The following is an 18,427-nucleotide window of genomic DNA, read 5'->3' on the forward strand; positions in this document are numbered from 1 at the left end:
CCCACGATGTCGGCCCGACCATCACCGTTAACGTCCGCAAGCTCACGTTGCATGGTACCGCTGCCCCAGCCGTACTGGGTGGACACAAACTCGGAGCCAGCTGTGAATCCGCTGGCAAATGTTCCGTCCGAACGACCAAGTGCAACGTATACATGATGTGTGCCAAAGCCCACGATGTCGGCCCGACCATCACCGTTAACGTCCGCAAGCTCACGTTGCATGGTACCGCTGCCCCAGCCGTACTGACCATTCACGAATTCGGAGCCGGCAATATACGCAGCGCCAAAAGCACCATTGGCTTGCCCTTGAACAACGTACACATGGTTGTCACTGAATCCGACGATATCCGCGCGCCCATCGCCATTCAAATCCGCCAATTCTCGCTGATAGGCGCCCGTACCCCAATAGGATGCGGAAAACCCTGAGCCGGCGTAGAGTGATGCATCAAATGGCTTTCCATCTCCTCCATTCAGATAATCATTACCTGAGCCACCAGACAGATCATCAAACCCATCTTCTCCGAACAGGCTATCGTTTCCGGCACCACCAGACAGATCATCTCCTCCGTCCCCGCCGCGAATGGTATCGTTGCCGACGAGGCCGTAGATCGTGTCACCTGCATCGGTCCCGAGTAGAGTGTTGTTTGCGCCATCTCCCAAGGTTTGCGTATTGGCGACGATGTCGTCCCGCGACCAGACGACCCCATCGCTGAACGCGATGGCTTCAAGCCCCTGGCTCTGCGTCGCGTAGTCGTGCAACTGACTGACGACGCGGATGACTTCATTTGCGGAAAGGATCTCGATTTCGATATCTACCGTGCCATTCACGCGCCGAAGGGCCACGTCCGTCGAGGTGACATCTTCAAGGCGTAAGGTGTCTACCTCCACAAGAGAGCTGGAATAGTCCTGGATCGTGTCGTTGCCGTCACCTTTCGACCAAATGTAAGTGTCGTTGCCGTTAGTCGCTTGAGCCGCCGTACCTGCGCCACCGCGCAGAATATCATCGCCCGCACCGCCGATGAGAACGTCATCTCCGTCTCCTCCGCTTAGTGTGTCGTTACCTGCCAGACCATAGACATTGTCGTCTGCTTGCGTGCCTACCAAAGTGTCATTGCCGGATGTACCTTCCGTCTTGGTACTCGCCGCGATGTCGTCCCGCGACCAGACGACCCCATCGCTGAACGCGATGGCTTCCAGACCCTGGCTCTGCGTCGCGTAGTCGTGCAACTGACTGACGACGCGGATGACTTCGGGTGTGGACAGTATCTCAATTTCGATATCTGCAGTGCCGTTTACCCGTCGGATTGCCACGTCATCTGAGGCAACATCCACAAGGCGCAGAGTGTCTACTTCCGCCAGTGCGCTGGAATAATCCTGTATGGTGTCATTGCCATCACCTTTCGACCAAATGTAAGTGTCGTTGCCGTTAGTCGCTTGAGCCGCCGTACCTGCGCCACCGCGCAGAATATCATCGCCCGCACCGCCGATGAGAACGTCATCTCCGACTCCTCCGCTTAGTGTGTCGTTACCTGCCAGACCATAGACATTGTCGTCTGCTTGCGTGCCTACCAAAGTGTCATTGCCGGATGTACCTTCCGTCTTGGTACTCGCCGCGATGTCGTCCCGCGACCAGACGACCCCATCGCTGAACGCGATGGCCTCAAGTCCCTGACTTTGCGCCCCGTAGTCATGCAATTGACTGACGACGCGGATGACTTCGGGTGTGGACAGTATCTCAATTTCGATATCTGCAGTGCCGTTTACCCGTCGGATTGCCACGTCATCTGAGGCAACATCCACAAGGCGCAGAGTGTCTACTTCCGCCAGTGCGCTGGAATAATCCTGTATGGTGTCATTGCCATCACCTTTGGACCAGACGTAGGTGTCGTTGCCGTTGGAGGCTTCTGCGTTGTTACTTCCACCCCAAAGGAAGTCGTTGCCTGTGCCACCGATGAGAACATCACTGCCACCACCACCATAGAGATTGTCACTGCCAGCGAAGCCCTGCATGTGGTTTTGCACAGCAGCCCCAACCTGCACGTTTCCCGTTCCGTCGCCGCTGTAATACGTAACGCTTGGCGCCGTGTTTACCTCATGTGCATTTGCACTTTCGAGTTTTTCGGTGCTTTGGGCGAGGGCGACGACGAACTGGGCTTTGGTGATCCGACCGGAGGAGAGGTTTTCTTCCCAGATTTGTTGCTCGGCAGTTGTGGGCTGCCGACCGAAGGCGTTGAGGAAGGCCTGGTTTACGAGTGCAGCGCCGGACAGATCCTTCAGGTTTGCCGAAGAGACACCCTGAATCGCGCCATCGATGGCGAACATCTTTGTGACCAGATCATCGGGATTGTCCGTGTCTTCGAGCAACAGCCCTGCGTAGTATTCCAGCTCATGCACGGTTGCGTCACGATCATAGGCCACATCGATCAGGTCTTTCACCATGGCCTCAACATAAGCCCGGTCCAGACTGCGCTCATATTCTGCGGGGTTCATGATGACGTCGAAGTTGTTCGTGGCGATATGGGTATTGCCCACGACCAGATGTTCGACGGATTCAGAGAGCTGTAGCAACAGATCAACGCGCGTGGCGACATCGGCCGTGAGCGTGCGCAAATGTGTGTCAAGCTCAGCCAATCCCGGCGCCCGGCCAAAGGTGTTGAAATAGAACTGGGTGACAAATTCCGCGTTTGTCAGAACGCCATAACGGGTCGCAGCTTCGCTTGAGTTCATGAGCTCTGTTACAAGGGCTGTCCGGTCCAACTGACCATCCGTCACATATTTGACCAGAGTTTCTGCTTCGATGTAATCCATGCCGCGGTCCAGAACCGTGTCATAGATGCGGGCAGCCTCCGCGTTCAGGCGAGCTTTGGCGACGTTGTCCAGCCGCGCCTCATGCGCCTCCGCCGGGTTGACATAAGTCCAGGTCTCGATCCCGAAAGCATCGATTTCGTGGGACACGGTTGTCTGCGCGGAGGCGTCTCCGCTCTCCCAGACATAGCTGCCGTTATCCACGGCAGAGCGGGTAATTGTCTGGATGAATCCGTTCCGCAGAATGGTCGTGACCAGCCCGTCCGATGATGTGGTGGTCACGAAGGTGTTGGTTTTCTGGCCGCCCTCGCCAAAGGAAGTTTCGGTCAGGACCCGTTGGCCGTCCGACCGGATCACCAGATCAGACCTCTTGTCTACCAATCCGTTGCCATCGTAATCATGGCTTTCCATGATGTTGCGGCCGTCACGGCTAACCTCAACGACATCCATCGACCGCAGATCACCATCAGCGTAGCGCGTCTCGGACACGGTTTTGCGACTGCCATCATCGTTGAGGGTGGTGGTTGTGGTGCTGGTGCCGTCGATGACGCCGTCGCCATCCACATCCGCCGTTTTCACCGACGACAGACCGTCAGCCGCCGTGGTCGTGATTTCCCGATAGGATAGCGTGCCATTTCCGGCGGTTTCGGTGAAGGTCGATACCTCATCGCCCGAAGCATCGTAGGACATGTTCCACATCCGCATGACATCGTCGGACCCATCCCCGTCCACATCCAGATAGAGCGAGCGCGCCTTGCCATTGGCCGAGACCATGCCGGTGACTTCGTCTTGCGTACTGCCGTCGGCCGCCAGGTCCTTGTAGGTCGTGTTCACATTGCGACTGAGGTCGATTGTTGAGGTGATAATGCGATTGGTATTTCCGTCACCATCAAGATCGGTGGTGGTCGTCGCTGTCCAGCCATCCGCGCTCTGAGTGCGGGTCTCGGTTCTGAGGGTGAGGCTCGCATCGCTGTAATCGGTCGCAATTTCGGTATACCCACCCGAAGCACCCCGGGTCAGACTGGTGCTCCGATCCAGAACACCATCGCCATCGTAATCCGCAGAGACGGATGTCACCAATCCGTTCCCGCTGGTGGTCGTGGTCAGATCCGACAGAAGGTCGGACGTGGCATCGCGCGTGCTCTGATGGCGTACCACATCGCCGCCATCTTCATATGTCGTTGTCTCCTCAGAGATGAACTCGAACCCGGCAACACCGTCCACATCCAGGCGGCTTGTCTGCGTCAGCCCGTCGTCGCTGATCTGGTGTTCCTCGAGCCCCAGATGCGCGCCGCGCCCGGTCTCATGCGCAACCACCCGCATGGTCGTGCCATCCTGTGCAAGTGTGGTGTCATCGCGCACGATATGGTCTGCCGTACCATCACCATTGCGGTCAATCTCGTAGGTGCGGATCAGACCGTCGGCACTGGTGGTGCTTTGTGCAGATGCAATTTGTGTCCCGCCGCTTGAGAAATAGCTCTCGGTGACCGTGGTGAGGCCCTGATCATCGAGCTGTGTCACGCGGATCTCATCCGCATTCCCGTTCCCATCCACATCTGTGGTCTGTGTCACCGAGCGGCCATCGGCACTGGTCACTGTAACGGCTGTACTGAGCAGGGCTGTGTCGGCGGACCGGCGTTCTGAGGTGACGGTCTCGATGCCATCCAGAGACAGATCGAGTGTTGTGGTTGTGGTGAGATCGTCCGCGCCATCGGCGTTCTCATCCCACGTTTCGGTCCGGGTACGGCCATCGTCGCTGATCTGGAGGGATGAACTGCGATAGACCGTGCCGTCAGCGCCTTTTTCAGTTGTGCTTGTTGTCTCCGAGCCATCGGCATTCAGGACGGTCGTGCTGTGCTGGGTGCGTTCAAATGTGCCATCACCGTCGGCATCCATCTTGGCAATTGTGCTCAGCCGATTGCCGCTGGTCACCGTCTCGGTACGGCTTTGTAACGCCCCATCGTCCGCAAACTCGGACTGCACCTGCGTCAGCACACCATTGTCCGCGATCACCCGCGACGTGACCATGTCATTCGCGCCATCGCCGTTGACATCCGTCGTTGTCGTGACATCGCGACCATTGTCGTTCGACGTGGTGGTGGTTGCGTCGCGTAGCGCACCTGCTGCATCGCGCAATTCTGACGTGGTCGATGTGCCGCCGTCGGCCTGCAGCGTAGTGGTCGCCGTTGTGATCAGATCGAATGTGCCATCGCCATCTGCATCGACTGACGTGGTGGTGATCAGCCCGTCATCGTTCATCTCAACCTTTGATTGGGACAGCAACGCGTCATTGGCAGCGCGGTTCTGCGTTGTCGTCGTCCGGCTGCCGTCTGCTCCCAGGAGGGTCGTGCTGGATTCTTCGCGTTCAAAAACGCCATTGCCATCCACATCCGCTTGGGCTGTGGTGGTCAGCCTGTCATCGCTGACCGTAACCGCGCTTTTGCTGCGCAAAGACCCATCACCGTTACTGGTCGTGACAGTTGTCGTGCGACTGCCATCCGCGTTCAGAACCGTCGTGCTGCCTTCGGTCACATCCGTAGTGTCATCGCCATCCAGATCGCGCGCGGTGCTGGAGACCAGACCATTGGCGCTGATGGTGGTCTGGGAAGAGGCGATTTTGCTGCCATCCGCATTGCTGCGGAGCTCCGTGGCGAGGATCGATCCATCGGCGCTTTCCGTTGAGGTCGAGGTGACATCCGTCACGCCATCCCCATTTTCGTCCCTCTGCGTCGTCATGACCAGTCGGTCCGCACTTTCGGTCGAGATTATGCGGTTCAGCAACGTCGTCCCGTCGCCTGCATAGCTCGAGACGGTCCGCTTAATGCTGCCATTCCCTTCCAGCTCGCGGGCATCAACGCCTTGGCTGTCAAAGGCGCCATTACCATCCGCATCCACCCTGGTTGTCGTGGTCAGCCCATCCGCGCTTTTGATCACAACCGTCTTGTCGCGCAGGGTCCCGTCCTGATTGCGCATCTCAATGGTGCGCGTGGAGACTCCATCGACCCCTACAACGGTGATGTCAGAGACCGAGGTATCCACATCGCCGTCCCCATCCGCATCCGTGGTTGTATCAACCGTCAGACCGTCTTCGGAAGACACCATCGTGCTGCTGGCCAGAACGGTGCCATCAGCCGCGCGGCTCTGATCAAGCGTGGTCCGCGCCTGTGTGGTGCTATCCACTGTGACCGAACGCACCCGCTCATCCGCATCGAAGATACCGTCCTGATCAAGGTCCACCCAGGTCTCGGACGTGATCTTATCCGCGCCCAGCGTCGTTTTTTCCATCGACCGCACCGAGCCATCGGTGTTCGTCACGGTGAGGGTGTTCTCACGGCTCCCATCGCCGTGGATCACCGTCGCATCCACCGTGGTGGTGTCGACATCGCCGTCACCATCCAAATCCGACAAGGTGGTCTTGGTCAACGCATCTGCCGATTGTGTTTGCGTCACCGTGCTGCGCAAACTGCCGTCGCCGTTCTCCACAACCAGCACAGATGTGCTGTCGCCGCCAGCATTCGGTGAGGCATTGGTTTCGACCATCAACAAATCGGTAACGCCCCATTTCCAAGTAAGACCCCTGACTTGTTGAAAAGTTATAATGTTCTCTCCAGCAATCATGTCTGCGGCCGCAACATCAATGCTGTAATCGGCGAAGCCTTCGTTTATCCCCGCCGCCAGAAAGCCGAGCGAGGTGCCATTCAAGAAAAACTCGACCTCGTCATCGTAATCCACGTCAAAGCCTTTGAAGGTCAACCGCAGATCATTGCCCGTGTTCTGGAACCCAACCGTAATCAGGCCATCCGCGTCGGACTGACCATCAAACTTGTTGCCAAAGCTACCTGTTTCAAGCGCGCCCAACGTCAGATTAATGTCGGCTGTGGTCGCGGCTGGTGGTACCGGGACAGCTTGCCCTAGCGTAATGGATAGTTTCTCAAAGGTCTCCACAACACCGTCGCCATCCACATCGCGGGAGATCACCTTACTCTGCCCGTCCGGCCCCACCACCATCGTTTCCGACGACCGCAGGCTCAGGTCCTGATTGCGCGCGACAGTGCTTTCGGTGCGGCTGTCGTCAGCATGCTCGGTGATGCTGTGCGTGACGGTCACGTCATTCTGGCTATCCCCGTCCTCATCCGTGCCTTTCGAGCGGGTCAGACCGTCAATGGAGGTGGTCTCACTGGAGCCGCGAATGACCGAGCCATCCTCGGCCAGATCGTTGATCACGATGCTGCGGCTGCCATCAGGCTGCGTTGTGCGGATCTCCTGCTGGTCGAACCAGCCGCCACCCGTGCTGTCACGCTGGATCGTCACATCCGCGCCATCCGCACTGGTTGTGGTCACCACCCGGTTGACCAGAAAGGCCGTCGCCGCGTTCGAGCCCGCTTTGTTCACGGCGGTTTCTGTTTTGTTCCCACTGCCATCCGCTACGGTGGTGATCACCTGCAACCGGTCCACCACGCCATCGCCGTTGTCGTCGTAACTGTTGGTCACGCTGGCGCCATCCGGGCTGGTCACCGAAGTGATGACATAGGCAACATCGCCATTGGCCGCATAAGCCGTGTTGATGACCTGGCGGTCGCCATTGGCCAGCGTGCTCTCATCCTGCTCAACCCGGTAGCCCTGCGCCTCTGCCACCAGCGTCGCATTCGCCACCGTGCCCGTGCTGCCATCAGCCCGCGTGAACGTCGTCTGCCCGGTGATCATCGAGCCATCGGGCAACTCGATCCTTGTGGTATCCGCCGTCAGGTTGATCGAGGTGATCCCCAATTCCGCTAGCGTCTTGCTCTCGGTTGACCCATCCGCATTGGTGACCAGCACCTTGAAATCCGCAAACCGCGCATCAGAGGCGTCCAGCACCCCGTCATCATTGCTGTCGAACACCGCCCTCAAAGCGGCCAGATCATCCGTCGCCGTCGGATCCCACTCGGTAAAGACATACTCCTTCTTCTCCGAGATCGCCCCATCATCATCATCATCGATGAACAAAACCCCGTCACCAGCCCCAACCCAAGCCGTCCGGTGCAACAAACCGTCGCCGCCAGCGTCTACAAATTGGGTCGATTTGCTGAGTTCCGTGATCTCAATGCCGTCGCCGTCAAGGTCGAGAAGAACGGGTTGTGGCCCAGTAAAACCAGGATCGGTATGCGATCTACCGTAACTGTCTGTTCTTCCCTCTGAGGGCGATGGGGCTTCATTGCGTCCAGCAGAACGAGTGTTGCCATCTCGCGAGCCATCGTCAGGACCGGAAGATTGCGACGGCCCGTTGCCTCCACCCAACCCGCGACCCTCGCCACGGTTGCTGCTGTCTTCGGTGTTTCTACCCGGATTGCGCGCAGCAGCTTCCGCAATCTGATCCAACGGGCTGAGGTCATTTACACCCGGAGATGCATACCCTGTATGCGAGGGGACCGAAAAGTCGGGACGCGTCTCGTTGATCGCAGATCCAGGTTGAGACAATGTGCGATCTATCGACCCAGGCCGCCCCGGCGCATCATAGGACGGACCGCGACCGTTGTCGTTGCCCCAATTCCAGGAGCGACCGACGTTGCTTGGATGCAAGCCACCAGAAATCTGACCCGTGGCACCAAGATGGGAAATTTGATCGAGCGCGTTGTACTCATCCCCGGGACGTATTCCACCATTGTTGGAAATGCTCGGTCCGTAACCAAACTGATCAACAGGCACTGTCGCGCTGCCGTATGTCCGGGCCTCTAAGTTTTTTCCGTTAAAGCCGCCGTCGGGATCTTCGAACGTAGGAAAACTGAATTCCAATTCAATATAAAGATTATTTTTGGCATTTCCTAAACCGACCCTTGCACTCACATCTCCTGCAAATGGATCTATAGTCGTACCTGCCATCACCCCTCTGGTTGCCACATCGCTGGTGAAAGCCGCTATATCGCCATCTAAAGTAGGGCTAGTCGTCAGCGATCCTGTATCAATTGTTATGCTACCAAGCTCGACACTGACCGCCCCGGCTAAATTGTACGATTTGGTTGCTTTCACATCCATACTGAAATCAGTCAAGCTAATCTCTCTTCGAATAGAGATATTCCCGAACCCCGGCGCACTCGTCGTATTTTTGACACCAATTTTTAAATCAACAATCATATTGCTGAACACCAACCTATGGAATGAATCGAGAACTCAATTTTTCTTTTCTATACGAAAGCGCCGAATCTCTTCCCAAAAGAGCCAGACAAAGAGAGCGAGAAACCAAACAATCGCACCGACGGTTCCTACCGGCGGGTCCGGGGAAGTGAACTCATAGAGTGCTGCACTTAGAACAGCGAACTTGAACGCGAGAAAAAAAAACACCGAAGGTGCATAGCTTTTAGTCGCATCAACGTCTTTTGGTCGCTCAAAATATATCGAATATTTGCCAATCTTCATGATGGTATTGATCCGTCGATCCGCTCCAGCTCGAAATCTACCCCACCAAGCACCTGATCTTCGCAAGCGCTGTCCCGCAAAACTGATACATGACACTGTAAACTAATCTTCAAATATGTGAGGGTGTCCAATCGCGCGTTGGACGAAGTGCAAACATTTAAGAGCCGCTCTTTCAGTGCTCCCTCAATACTGACCGGCAAAAGAGATGTCTCGTTCTTTTGGACAACGCGGATTATTTCCCGATCAATGTTCTTTCCTAGACAGTCGTGACTCTCGCCATCGGTACCGACGAAGAGTACTAATGACCTCTGCTCGGGTCCAGTCTTAAGCTTGGGCCTCACAACAATAGCATACTCTGACCAAGCCTCCGGACAAAGATCATGGCTTTCCGTCAACGCATCTCTCGGACCAGCCGGTGCCTCAACTTCTAAATGAATGTCCCCGTCGACCTTCGCATCCGAAAACGGGATATCGCCAAAGAGGCTCTTCGCATACACCTCCCGGATCAGATCGCGGACCTGTTTGCGGTGCTTTTCAGCTGCGCGCGGAGTTCTCAACTGGGGCCGAATGGTAGTGTCCTGGAAATTGTGACGAGTGTTGTTGGGCGGGACCGCATTTGCAACACCTGCACTCGCTGAGGGACAACCACCGATATCTGGATTATCCGCGCCTTTGCGTTTTTTCGCGTTTATGTCGTCTTCATTCAACAAACTGACCATTCAACTCTACCAGGGCGAACAGGGCACCAACAGGGGGAGAAGAACATGTCCTGTAATTGGGAGCAAGGCTCATGGTTAATACTTCGTAAACATGGTTAACACGCGCGCCCGAAGCAAACGGGACAGCAGTCAAATGCATGAGGGAATTGGCATCCGAGAACCGGCGTTATGGCGATCTGCGCCTGCGCGCCTCTCTGCGAAAGGAGGGTTGGAGGCGACCCGCGGCTGGCAGGTGCTTGCCGGATGGGCGTATTGGCGCGCTCACTCCTGGTCTTGTCGCTCCAGGTCTTTGAGCTTGCGGAAGTAGGTGCGGTTCAGCATGCCTTGATCGGGTTTTGTGTCCGTCGTCCCATAAAATGGGACATCAGAGCTGCTTGAGCATTGGAGGCTCTGGCTCATTTGTGTGATTGATTATAGAGCCTGAATAGCGTCACACCCGCCGACGTCTACTTCAGCCGCGACAAAGCCATTTTAAGAGCAAGGAAAAAGGATCAAGAAGCAGACAATCCGCCAACGCCGAACGCTGGTTATTGTAGTAATCGATGAAGGTCCCAATCTGGTGTTCGAGGTCACGCACGAGCAGCCAGAGCCTGCTTTCCACCTGTGGCGGTTTTTGCCCATATCCGTAAAGAGCGGAAACGGCCATCTATTGCACAAAAGCCGGCAGCCGCAGACTGAGAGGCGATCTTAGTAGCTGCGAAAAGTCAGTTTAAGATCAGGGTTTCGAATGACCAGTCTGGTGACATTTGCTGCGACACAGCGATCTGAACACCGCACTTGCTAACCAATGCTGCGTCAGCAACAGCCGCCCGGGCGAAAAGCGCCTGGGTCCGGCGTCTGAGTTGTCGGATCACGGCGCGGCGGAAGGTCGGTGTCGGTTCGAGCGAATTTGACAGCCGCGAATGACCGGAATGACGACATGTGCTGTGCCGCAGCGCTGAACGTGCCGCATACGCAAACAAATGCTGCGTCAGCGAAACACCAAAGTCCAATGTCGGAAAAGTCCGCTGACTCGTCATAGGACGCCAAAATCCAAGGTTTGCTTAGGGGCTGTTTACTGCCATTCGTGTATGGCGCAGAGATTCTGAAACGGCGGTTTCACAGGTTGCCTGACGAAACTGTCGTTCTAGGTCGTGCCAGATCAAGTAACCCGTTTCAGACTGGCGCTCATCCGCAAATCGTTTCAGAGCCAGACCTGCCTTCTAGTCGGATTGCGCCTCCGCGATCACCGAGCGAAAAACAGCACCGGCTGGCGTGTCTCTCCAGTGTGCCATGATCGCTGCAATAAAGTTGACAATGTTGTTTTCCAAATTGCCGGTTTCGTTGAATTCGGTGGACTTCTGCCGCTGATAGACATCGAGGAGCTTTGCCTTGCTGACGAGACGATTTACGTCTTCTAAAAGAACATAAGTTACGTTATGCCAATGCGAAATCGATTTTCAAAGGCGTTTATCATGGCATACCCCATTCTTGCGGCCGGCGGTCTGTCCGCCATCATAACCCTAATCCACGTTTTCATGGGTGGGCCTGAGGTGGCGCGCCCATTGCTGGCCTCAGGCGATCTGAAAAAGCAGCCTAAATACGTGGCATATTATTGCTGGCATCTAGTCACGATCAGCATTGGCCTGATGAGCCTTCTGTTTCTGTGGCCTGCTCTTTGGGGCGGAAGCAATGATCTTGCCATCATGGGCAGTGTCATGGCCGCGCTCTTTGCCCTTTGGGGCATTGGCCTGGGGCAGTTTTCGAAAGCTGATCTGGCATTCATCGACCTTCCGCAGGGGTGGTTGTTTGTCCCCATTGCGGTCCTTGGTTTCTGGGGGAGCCTCTTTTGATGGCCGTGCGGTTTTCAAAAGATGATTGGCTGAAAGCCGGGCTGGCGCAGCTTGCCAATCTTGGCCCGGACGGGGTGAAACTTGCAAACCTGTGCAACGCGCAGGGGCGCACAACGGGGGCGTTCTACTTCCACTTCAAGGATCACGCAGCATTTATTTCCGATCTGATCGCCTATTGGGAAAAGACACACACAGACGACGTTATGGCTGCGTCCGGGGCGCAGGCCGACCAATTGAATATGCTCGTCATGGACCTGGATCATCGTGTCGAAATCGCCATGCGACTGTTTGGCTACCGGAACCGGACGGTCGGGACAAAGCTTGCGGCGATAGATGCCAAGCGCATTGATTTTCTGACCAGCCTTCATGCGCAATCCGGCGCGATAGAGGCAGTAAGCGCGCGGGACCTAGCCGAACTGGAATATGCAGCGTTTGTCGGGGCACAGATGATCTGGCAGAATGATCTGCCGATGCAGGGCAAAAAGCTGGGGGCCGCGTTTGACAGTCTCGTGGAAACATATCTGAAGGGGGCACCGGGCGAGTGAGACAGGTTGAGGAACACGGTATCCCCGAGGGCAGTCTGTTGCGGCAGTTTGCGGAAAGACCGGGTTATCATGCGGATGCATTGTCGCGTATGTGAGTTTCTCGCCATCGCTGAACGACTTCATCGTGGCGAAGTTTGATTTGCGGGCCTCCCGGATCGAGCGCGCATTGCTGGCACGCGCTGCTTTCACGCCAGCGTTCAGAAAAGATGTCGCTGCTCTGGCGTCAGCGAAAAGTGATCAGCTTGCCTGTTTCAGAACGATGCAACGCACAGAGCAAGAGTTGCAGCTGGAGGTGCGGAAGGGGCTCTTTACTGGATCGAGCGAAATGACACTCTAGGCGTTTTGGGCTAAGCTGCCGTTCGCGCAGAGCGCAACGGATTCAACGAGAGAGCCCATATTGACCGATGCTGGGCTTCGTACGAATGGCGGTTCTGTGAAAGTTGGGCCTCACCTCCATTGTAACCGCGCGGCTGCCTTGGTGACCATAAAGTACAAGGCGATCGTTATAAGTGCGAGTGTGATCAGGCTGGCGAACATCAGGTCGGTTTTGGCGCGGCCATTCGCGAGGAGCATTAAATATCCCAAACCCTTGGATGCACCGACCCACTCGCCGATCACCGCACCAATGGGCGCATAAACAGCCGCCAGTTTTAGACCGGTTCCCAAAGAGGGCAACGCATAAGGTATTCGAATCCGCCACATGATTTGACGACTTGTCGCGTTCATCGTCTTGGCCATGTCCGAAACATCGCGCGGAATGCGTATGAGGCCGTCGTAAAAGGCGCTGGTCACGGGAAAGTAGATGATGAGTACCGCCATCACGACCTTGGAGGCGATGCCATAGCCAAACCACAGGGTGAGAATTGGGGCCAGAGCAAAGACAGGGACGGCTTGGGTAAAGATCAAAAGAGGCATTATCAGTTGATGGAGGCGTTTTGAGCTTGCCAGTTGTATTGCTGTCAGAGCCCCCAGCAGTGATCCCAGCATAAGGCCCAAGGTGACCTCGGTCGTGGTGACCAATGCACTTTCGGTGATCAGTACGCGGTTTTCCCAGCCCGCTTGGGCCACGCGCCACGGCGAGGGCAAAATGAAGGGCGGTGCGCCGGTGATCCAGACCAGCGCTTGCCAGATCAACAAACCGAACGCAGTCGCGCCCAATGCGTAACGAATATGACTCATCTCATCCCCCTGAGATGGGACAGCAGTGCCGCCTGACAGGCGGTTGTCTCGGGTACGTGCTGGTCCCGAACCGGGGGTGTTTGTGGTGGCTGCCACAACTCGGTGCCTTCTGAGGTCAGGACCACAATCTGATGACCAAGCCGCACGGCCTCGGCCGGATCATGGGTGACCATCAGAACTGTTTTTCCTTTGAGCATCTGTGCGGACAGGTCCTGCATATCGGCGCGCGTGCTGGCATCGAGTGCCGAGAAGGGCTCGTCCAAAAGCGCTACAGGCCGATCTTCCATCAAAGTGCGGGCCAGCGCCGCGCGTTGGCGCATCCCGCCGGATAAATCAGCAGGTTTCTTCTCACGACTGGTGGACAGACCGACACGATCAAGCAGGGCTTCGGCACGTGCCAGATCGGGTTTACTTTCCCGAAGGCGTGCGCCCAGAACCGTGTTTTCAAGCACCGTCAGCCAAGGCAACAGCAGATCAGATTGCGCCATAAAGCTGATCCGCCCGGCAAGCGGTTGACTGTCTGATGCGGTGATTTGGCCGGTAAATGTCCCGCCGCCATCAAGCCCGGCTATCAATCGCAGCAGGGTTGACTTGCCAACGCCGGATCGCCCCAGGAGACAGACCCATTGCCCCGCAGGCAGCGCAAGATCAATCGGTGCAAAGAGTCGCCTGTACGCGATGTCATAGTGACCAGACACGTGGATAGCAGGGACCTCTGTCACGCGCCACGTAGTCCCATGTCCCAGAACGCGGCTTCTAGCCGAGTGGCCGTCGTGAACCGTTTTTGAAGCTGAGACCACCGCGGGCTATTGGTTGGATCGTTTCCTAATCGCCGCGCGACGGCACCGTCGATCATAGTGCCGACGGCCCGCATTACGTCTTGGTATTCATCACCCGCATAGGTTTGGATCCAATCGCCGTAGGGCGTGTCTTGCACCGCAAATCTCTCCAAGCGCAGCCCGATCTCGCCATAGCCAAAGCAGCACGGCGCAAGTGCTGCCATCACATCCAGAAAATCTCCCTGAAGACCGGCGTCCATCACATAGCGCGTATAGGCAAGGTTTTCGAACTCTTCGCGCGCGGAAAACAGGCTGGTTTCGTCGATCCCTTCGGCAGCGCAGGTTTTGATGTGCAGGGCCATTTCATGGTTGACCAACGCATCGACGGTACCGGCACAGACCTTCATTTCCTCCAGCGTTTCCGATTTGACCACGGCAAGAGACCACGCGCGGCCGAAGTGGATCAGAAACACATAGTCCTGGATCAGATAGTGCAGGAAGGCGGCGCGCGGCAAAGTGCCATCGCCGAGGCCTTTTACGAAAGGGTGATGCGTGTAGGACTGCCACGCTTCGGAACTGCCATCACGCCATCGCGCGAAGCTGGTTCCATAGGAGTGATCATTCATTGTGCGGTAACATCGATGGCGATTTTGGAAACGGGGTTCAGCGCGGGAATGAGACCAGCCTCGTGCAGGAAGGCTTCAAACGCGGCATACCGTCCGACATCCATCGCCGTTGGGCGCAAAGCAAAGCGGGGCAACGTGTCGGCCCATGCGCGCTCGTTCAACTCGTCCTGAAGCTCAGGCGCGGTTCCCGAGAAAATCTCCCATGAGTCTTGCGGGTGATTGATGATGTATTGCGTGGCGTTCTCTGTGGCGGCCAGAAAGCGGCGGATCATGTCTGTGTCCATTGTGTCAGGATTGGCGACGTAGATCAGTTCATCATACGGCGGCAGCCCTTCTTCTTCGACATAGAAGCACCGGCCCGGTACGCCTTCGATATCCATTTGATTGAGTTCAAAGTTTCGGAATGCCCCGATCACAGCATCCACCTGACCTGACATCAGCGAAGGCGAAAGCGACCAGTTCACGTTGATCAGTTCCACATCATCAAGCGTCAGCCCGTGGGTTTTGAGGACATGACCCAACATGGCTTCTTCAACGCCCCCCACAGAGAAACCAACCTTGCCCCCCTTAAGATCGGCCGGCGATGCAATTGGTCCATCGGCAAGCGCCAAAAGGCAGTTGAGCGGCGTCGCGACAAGCGTGCCAACACGCTGCAACGGCAAGCCTTCGTGGATTTGCAGATGCAGTTGTGGCTGATACGAGATCGCCAAATCTGCTTTTCCCGCCGCGACCAGCTTGGGCGGATCAGATGGGTCCGCAGGCGCAATGACCTCGACCTCCAGATCGACATCGGCAAAATAGCCCTTTTCCTGAGCAATGATGACCGGCCCGTGGTCAGGATTGACGAACCAATCCAGCAAAAGCGTCATCTGATCCTGTGCCCAAAGCGGGGCAGCAACAAGGGAAAGGGCCGAAGCGAGCAATACGGACTTCATGAGAGTGCATCCTTTGATTGAGGGAATAGGCTTGCGAAATGATGGGTGGGCCCGTGGCCAGAACCGACATTGAGCAGATCGGCTTGGGCAATGGCGTTTGCGACATAGGACTTCGCAGCAGCAACGGCCGTTGGGATGTCGTGGGTCACTGCCAACTGGGCAGCAAGGGCCGATGACAACGTGCAGCCCGTCCCATGCGTGTTACGGGTTGGCGTACGGGTGCCTTCAAACCACGTGGCGGCATCGGCTGTGACAAGGCAATCAGGGCTATCGTCGTCGCTCAGATGCCCGCCCTTCATCAACACAGCCGTCGGACCAAATGCGCAAAGCGCGCGCCCCTGGCTTTGCATTTCGACGCGCGTTGTTGCCACATCAAGCCCCAGCAACTGGGCCGCTTCGGGAAGGTTCGGCGTCAGGATCGTTGCCATGGGCAACAGCTCATCCCGGACCACGGCAATCGCTTCAGGCTGTAGAAGCGGCGCGCCACCTTTGGCGATCATGACAGGGTCAAGGATGATGGGGACGTCGCGACCTGCAAGTGCCTCTCCGACCGCTTGCGCGATCCCGGCGTTTGCGATCATCCCGATCTTAACGGCATCCACGCTGATGTCATCGAAGACGGCCTTGATCTGGGCCTGCACAAACTCCGGCGGGACAAGGTGGATGCCACTCACACCTTGCGTATTCTGCACGGTCAAAGCGGTCAGCGCTGCCATGGCAAACGCGCCGTTGGCCGATATGGCCTTGATGTCGGCTTGAATGCCCGCGCCGCCCGAAGGGTCGGAGCCGGCGATACTGAGTACATTTGGGATCATACGAGATCCTCCGTTATCATGAATTTCTGTGCCGCCGCTTTGGGATCAGGTTGTCTGCAGATGGCAGACACCACGGCTTGACCATTTGCGCCGCTGGCCAAGACCCGTGCTTGATGCACCGATTTCAACCCGCCAATCGCGACCGTCGGCAGCGACGTCAGGGCGACCAGCCTTTCTAGTCCCTCAAAGCCGATAGCGGCTTCATGATCTGTCTTGGTCGCCGTTCCAAACACCGGTCCAAGACCCAGATAATCAATGATGTCGGAATCTGCCGCCTGTACCGTTTCGATGGTTTCACACGACAGTCCAAGGATTTTACCCGGCCCCAATAAACTGCGCGCCTTTTCGGGGGCCATGTCTCCTTGCCCGATATGCGCACCGTCGACGTCGGCCTCGATGGCGGCGTCCACATCATCGTTGATCACGAGGGGCACGCCCGTCCCTGCGAGGGCAGCCTTGAGATCAACGGCCATTTGCACCCGTTCAGCGGTGCTCGCCTCTTTCGCTCGGAGCTGCACCATGGTGACGCCGCCCGAGACCGCGTCTTGCACCGTTCTTATCAACCCGTAGTCGCGACACAGCGTTGGATCGGTCACGAGGTAAAGCCGCAGTTTTTGGCGCAATCCGATCATTCCTGGATTGCCCCGGACAATTCGTCGGGTTGTGTGGCGCTGAGGGCATCGAGGAAATGCACTTGAAAACTGCCCGGGCCGTTGGCCTGCTGCGCGGCTTTGGTGCCGGCCACCTTGAAATGCGCCGCCGTTGCAAGTGCTGCGTCGAATGCCGGCCCGCTGGCCGCATAGGCTCCCATCAGGGCTGTTTGGGCGCAGCCCAACGCGGTTACCATCGGCATGATCTCGGACCCGCCTGTGATCTTTGCCGCGCGTGCGCCATCGGTGACAAAGTCTACCGGCCCGGTAACAACAACCACTGCGCAGTAGGCCTCGGCGATAGAGCGTGCAGCGCTTTCAGCAGCACCCACGCTGTCACCACTATCGACACCTTTGCCCGCGCCCGCCTCACCCGCCAGCGCCATGATCTCAGAAGCGTTGCCGCGCAAGATCGTGGGGCGCAGCGCCAAGAGATCCTGTGCAACGCCCTTGCGGAAACCGGAAATGAAATGCGCCACGGGGTCCAGAACCCAAGGCACTTTCTTGTCGTTGGCGGTGCGCGCCGCGGTCAACATGCTGGCAGCCCAGGGGGCGGACACGGTGCCAATATTGATCGTCACCGCGCCACAAATGGGCGAGAACTCGGCAATCTCTTCCTTAGCATGCACCATCGCGGGAGACGCCCCGGCTGCCAGGACCACATTGGCCGCTGTGTTCATCGCCACATAATTCGTGATGCAATGCACCAACGGGTTTTGCGCACGTAGTGTTGTGAGTAGGTCTTGCGGGGCCATGGCGTCTCCTTCTCGGCGGGAAAAGGCGACGACGTTCGGTGAAAATCGGAACGTAACCTCCCTCCGCCAGCATTATCTGGTTCAGGTTCAAAGGGTACGTCTCAGCCTTGCGGCGCCCCCGGTTCGGTTTTGATAGACGAGCGGTGAGAGCTGGTCAAACAACAAACTCTGCCGCTTGGGGAACAGCAACGCCGACCTTACATTTCATAGCCGAAGGGTCCACTTCGTCCCGCGGCATGATCCTCCGCTCACCCAAGCGCTTTGCGCTCGCAGCGAATGGCAGGTTCGACGGGCTGCACCGCAGAACGGCTACCTGTAGGCGAACGGCCTGTGTGGATGGCTCCTGCATTGCAAGAGATTTCTGTGATTGCGATGGTCTGTCAGTACAGTCGTGT

At 57.0% G+C, this 18,427-nt stretch carries 13 protein-coding genes and 1 riboswitch; of the genes, 3 read left to right on the top strand and 10 right to left on the bottom strand.

All coding sequences use genetic code 11. The features are described 5' to 3' along the window. The 3 genes from Q0802_RS23945 to Q0802_RS23955 all read right to left on the bottom strand — a co-directional run. A partial coding sequence (locus Q0802_RS23945) for a DUF4214 domain-containing protein (protein WP_298922493.1) occupies positions 1-8,489 on the bottom strand: 8,489 nt, incomplete at its 3' end. Between the two features lie 462 nt (positions 8,490-8,951). Beyond that, the gene (locus tag Q0802_RS23950; protein WP_298922494.1) at positions 8,952-9,197 is read right to left on the bottom strand and encodes a hypothetical protein; all 246 of its coding nucleotides are present in this window, start codon (positions 9,195-9,197) and stop codon (positions 8,952-8,954) included. Then, a complete protein-coding gene (locus Q0802_RS23955) occupies positions 9,194-9,916 on the bottom strand; it encodes a hypothetical protein (protein WP_298922495.1) in 723 nt (240 codons plus the stop codon). The genes Q0802_RS23950 and Q0802_RS23955 overlap by 4 nt, the downstream gene beginning before the upstream one ends. Positions 9,917-11,370: 1,454 nt before the next feature. On the opposite strand from Q0802_RS23955, the gene Q0802_RS23960 reads away from it, so the two are divergent. The 3 genes from Q0802_RS23960 to Q0802_RS23970 all read left to right on the top strand — a co-directional run bounded on the left by Q0802_RS23960 (position 11,371) and on the right by Q0802_RS23970 (position 12,630). Next, entirely contained in the window at positions 11,371-11,748 is a 378-nt protein-coding gene (locus Q0802_RS23960; protein WP_298922496.1) for a hypothetical protein, read from the top strand. Beyond that, positions 11,748-12,293 carry a TetR/AcrR family transcriptional regulator gene (locus Q0802_RS23965; protein ID WP_298922497.1) on the top strand — a complete coding sequence of 182 codons (546 nt, stop codon included), beginning with the start codon at positions 11,748-11,750 and terminating at the stop codon, positions 12,291-12,293. The genes Q0802_RS23960 and Q0802_RS23965 overlap by 1 nt, the downstream gene beginning before the upstream one ends. A 124-nt stretch (positions 12,294-12,417) precedes the next feature. Continuing rightward, positions 12,418-12,630, top strand: coding sequence for a hypothetical protein (locus tag Q0802_RS23970; protein WP_298922499.1), 213 nt, complete (start codon positions 12,418-12,420; stop codon positions 12,628-12,630). A 110-nt stretch (positions 12,631-12,740) separates the two neighbouring features. Here Q0802_RS23970 and Q0802_RS23975 read toward each other — a convergent pair whose 3' ends face one another. The 7 genes from Q0802_RS23975 to thiM are packed head-to-tail and all read right to left on the bottom strand — an operon-like array spanning position 12,741 to position 18,032. After that, complete coding sequence (locus Q0802_RS23975; RefSeq protein ID WP_298922500.1) at positions 12,741-13,472, bottom strand: ABC transporter permease; 732 nt, start codon at positions 13,470-13,472, stop codon at positions 12,741-12,743. Continuing rightward, a complete protein-coding gene (locus Q0802_RS23980; RefSeq protein WP_298922501.1) occupies positions 13,469-14,194 on the bottom strand; it encodes an ABC transporter ATP-binding protein in 726 nt (241 codons plus the stop codon). The genes Q0802_RS23975 and Q0802_RS23980 overlap by 4 nt, the downstream gene beginning before the upstream one ends. Further along, on the bottom strand, positions 14,191-14,877 hold the full coding sequence (tenA, locus tag Q0802_RS23985) for a thiaminase II (protein WP_298922502.1): 687 nt from the start codon (positions 14,875-14,877) through the stop codon (positions 14,191-14,193). The genes Q0802_RS23980 and tenA overlap by 4 nt, the downstream gene beginning before the upstream one ends. Further along, positions 14,874-15,812 (bottom strand): ABC transporter substrate-binding protein, encoded by a 939-nt coding sequence (locus Q0802_RS23990; protein ID WP_298922503.1) that lies wholly within the window; start codon positions 15,810-15,812, stop codon positions 14,874-14,876. Before Q0802_RS23990 ends, tenA begins: the two co-directional genes overlap by 4 nt. Beyond that, positions 15,809-16,627, bottom strand: a complete 819-nt coding sequence (gene thiD / locus Q0802_RS23995) for a bifunctional hydroxymethylpyrimidine kinase/phosphomethylpyrimidine kinase (RefSeq protein WP_298922505.1) — start codon at positions 16,625-16,627, stop codon at positions 15,809-15,811. Before thiD ends, Q0802_RS23990 begins: the two co-directional genes overlap by 4 nt. Beyond that, complete coding sequence (gene thiE / locus Q0802_RS24000) at positions 16,624-17,259, bottom strand: thiamine phosphate synthase (RefSeq protein WP_298922506.1); 636 nt, start codon at positions 17,257-17,259, stop codon at positions 16,624-16,626. Before thiE ends, thiD begins: the two co-directional genes overlap by 4 nt. After that, positions 17,256-18,032 (bottom strand): hydroxyethylthiazole kinase, encoded by a 777-nt coding sequence (thiM, locus tag Q0802_RS24005; RefSeq protein ID WP_298922508.1) that lies wholly within the window; start codon positions 18,030-18,032, stop codon positions 17,256-17,258. The genes thiE and thiM overlap by 4 nt, the downstream gene beginning before the upstream one ends. 41 nt (positions 18,033-18,073) lie before the next feature. Further along, a riboswitch (TPP riboswitch) is annotated at positions 18,074-18,162 on the bottom strand. Positions 18,163-18,427 lie beyond the last annotated feature (265 nt).

Source organism: uncultured Roseobacter sp. (genome assembly GCF_947495275.1).
Classification (GTDB): Bacteria; Pseudomonadota; Alphaproteobacteria; order Rhodobacterales; family Rhodobacteraceae; genus Roseobacter.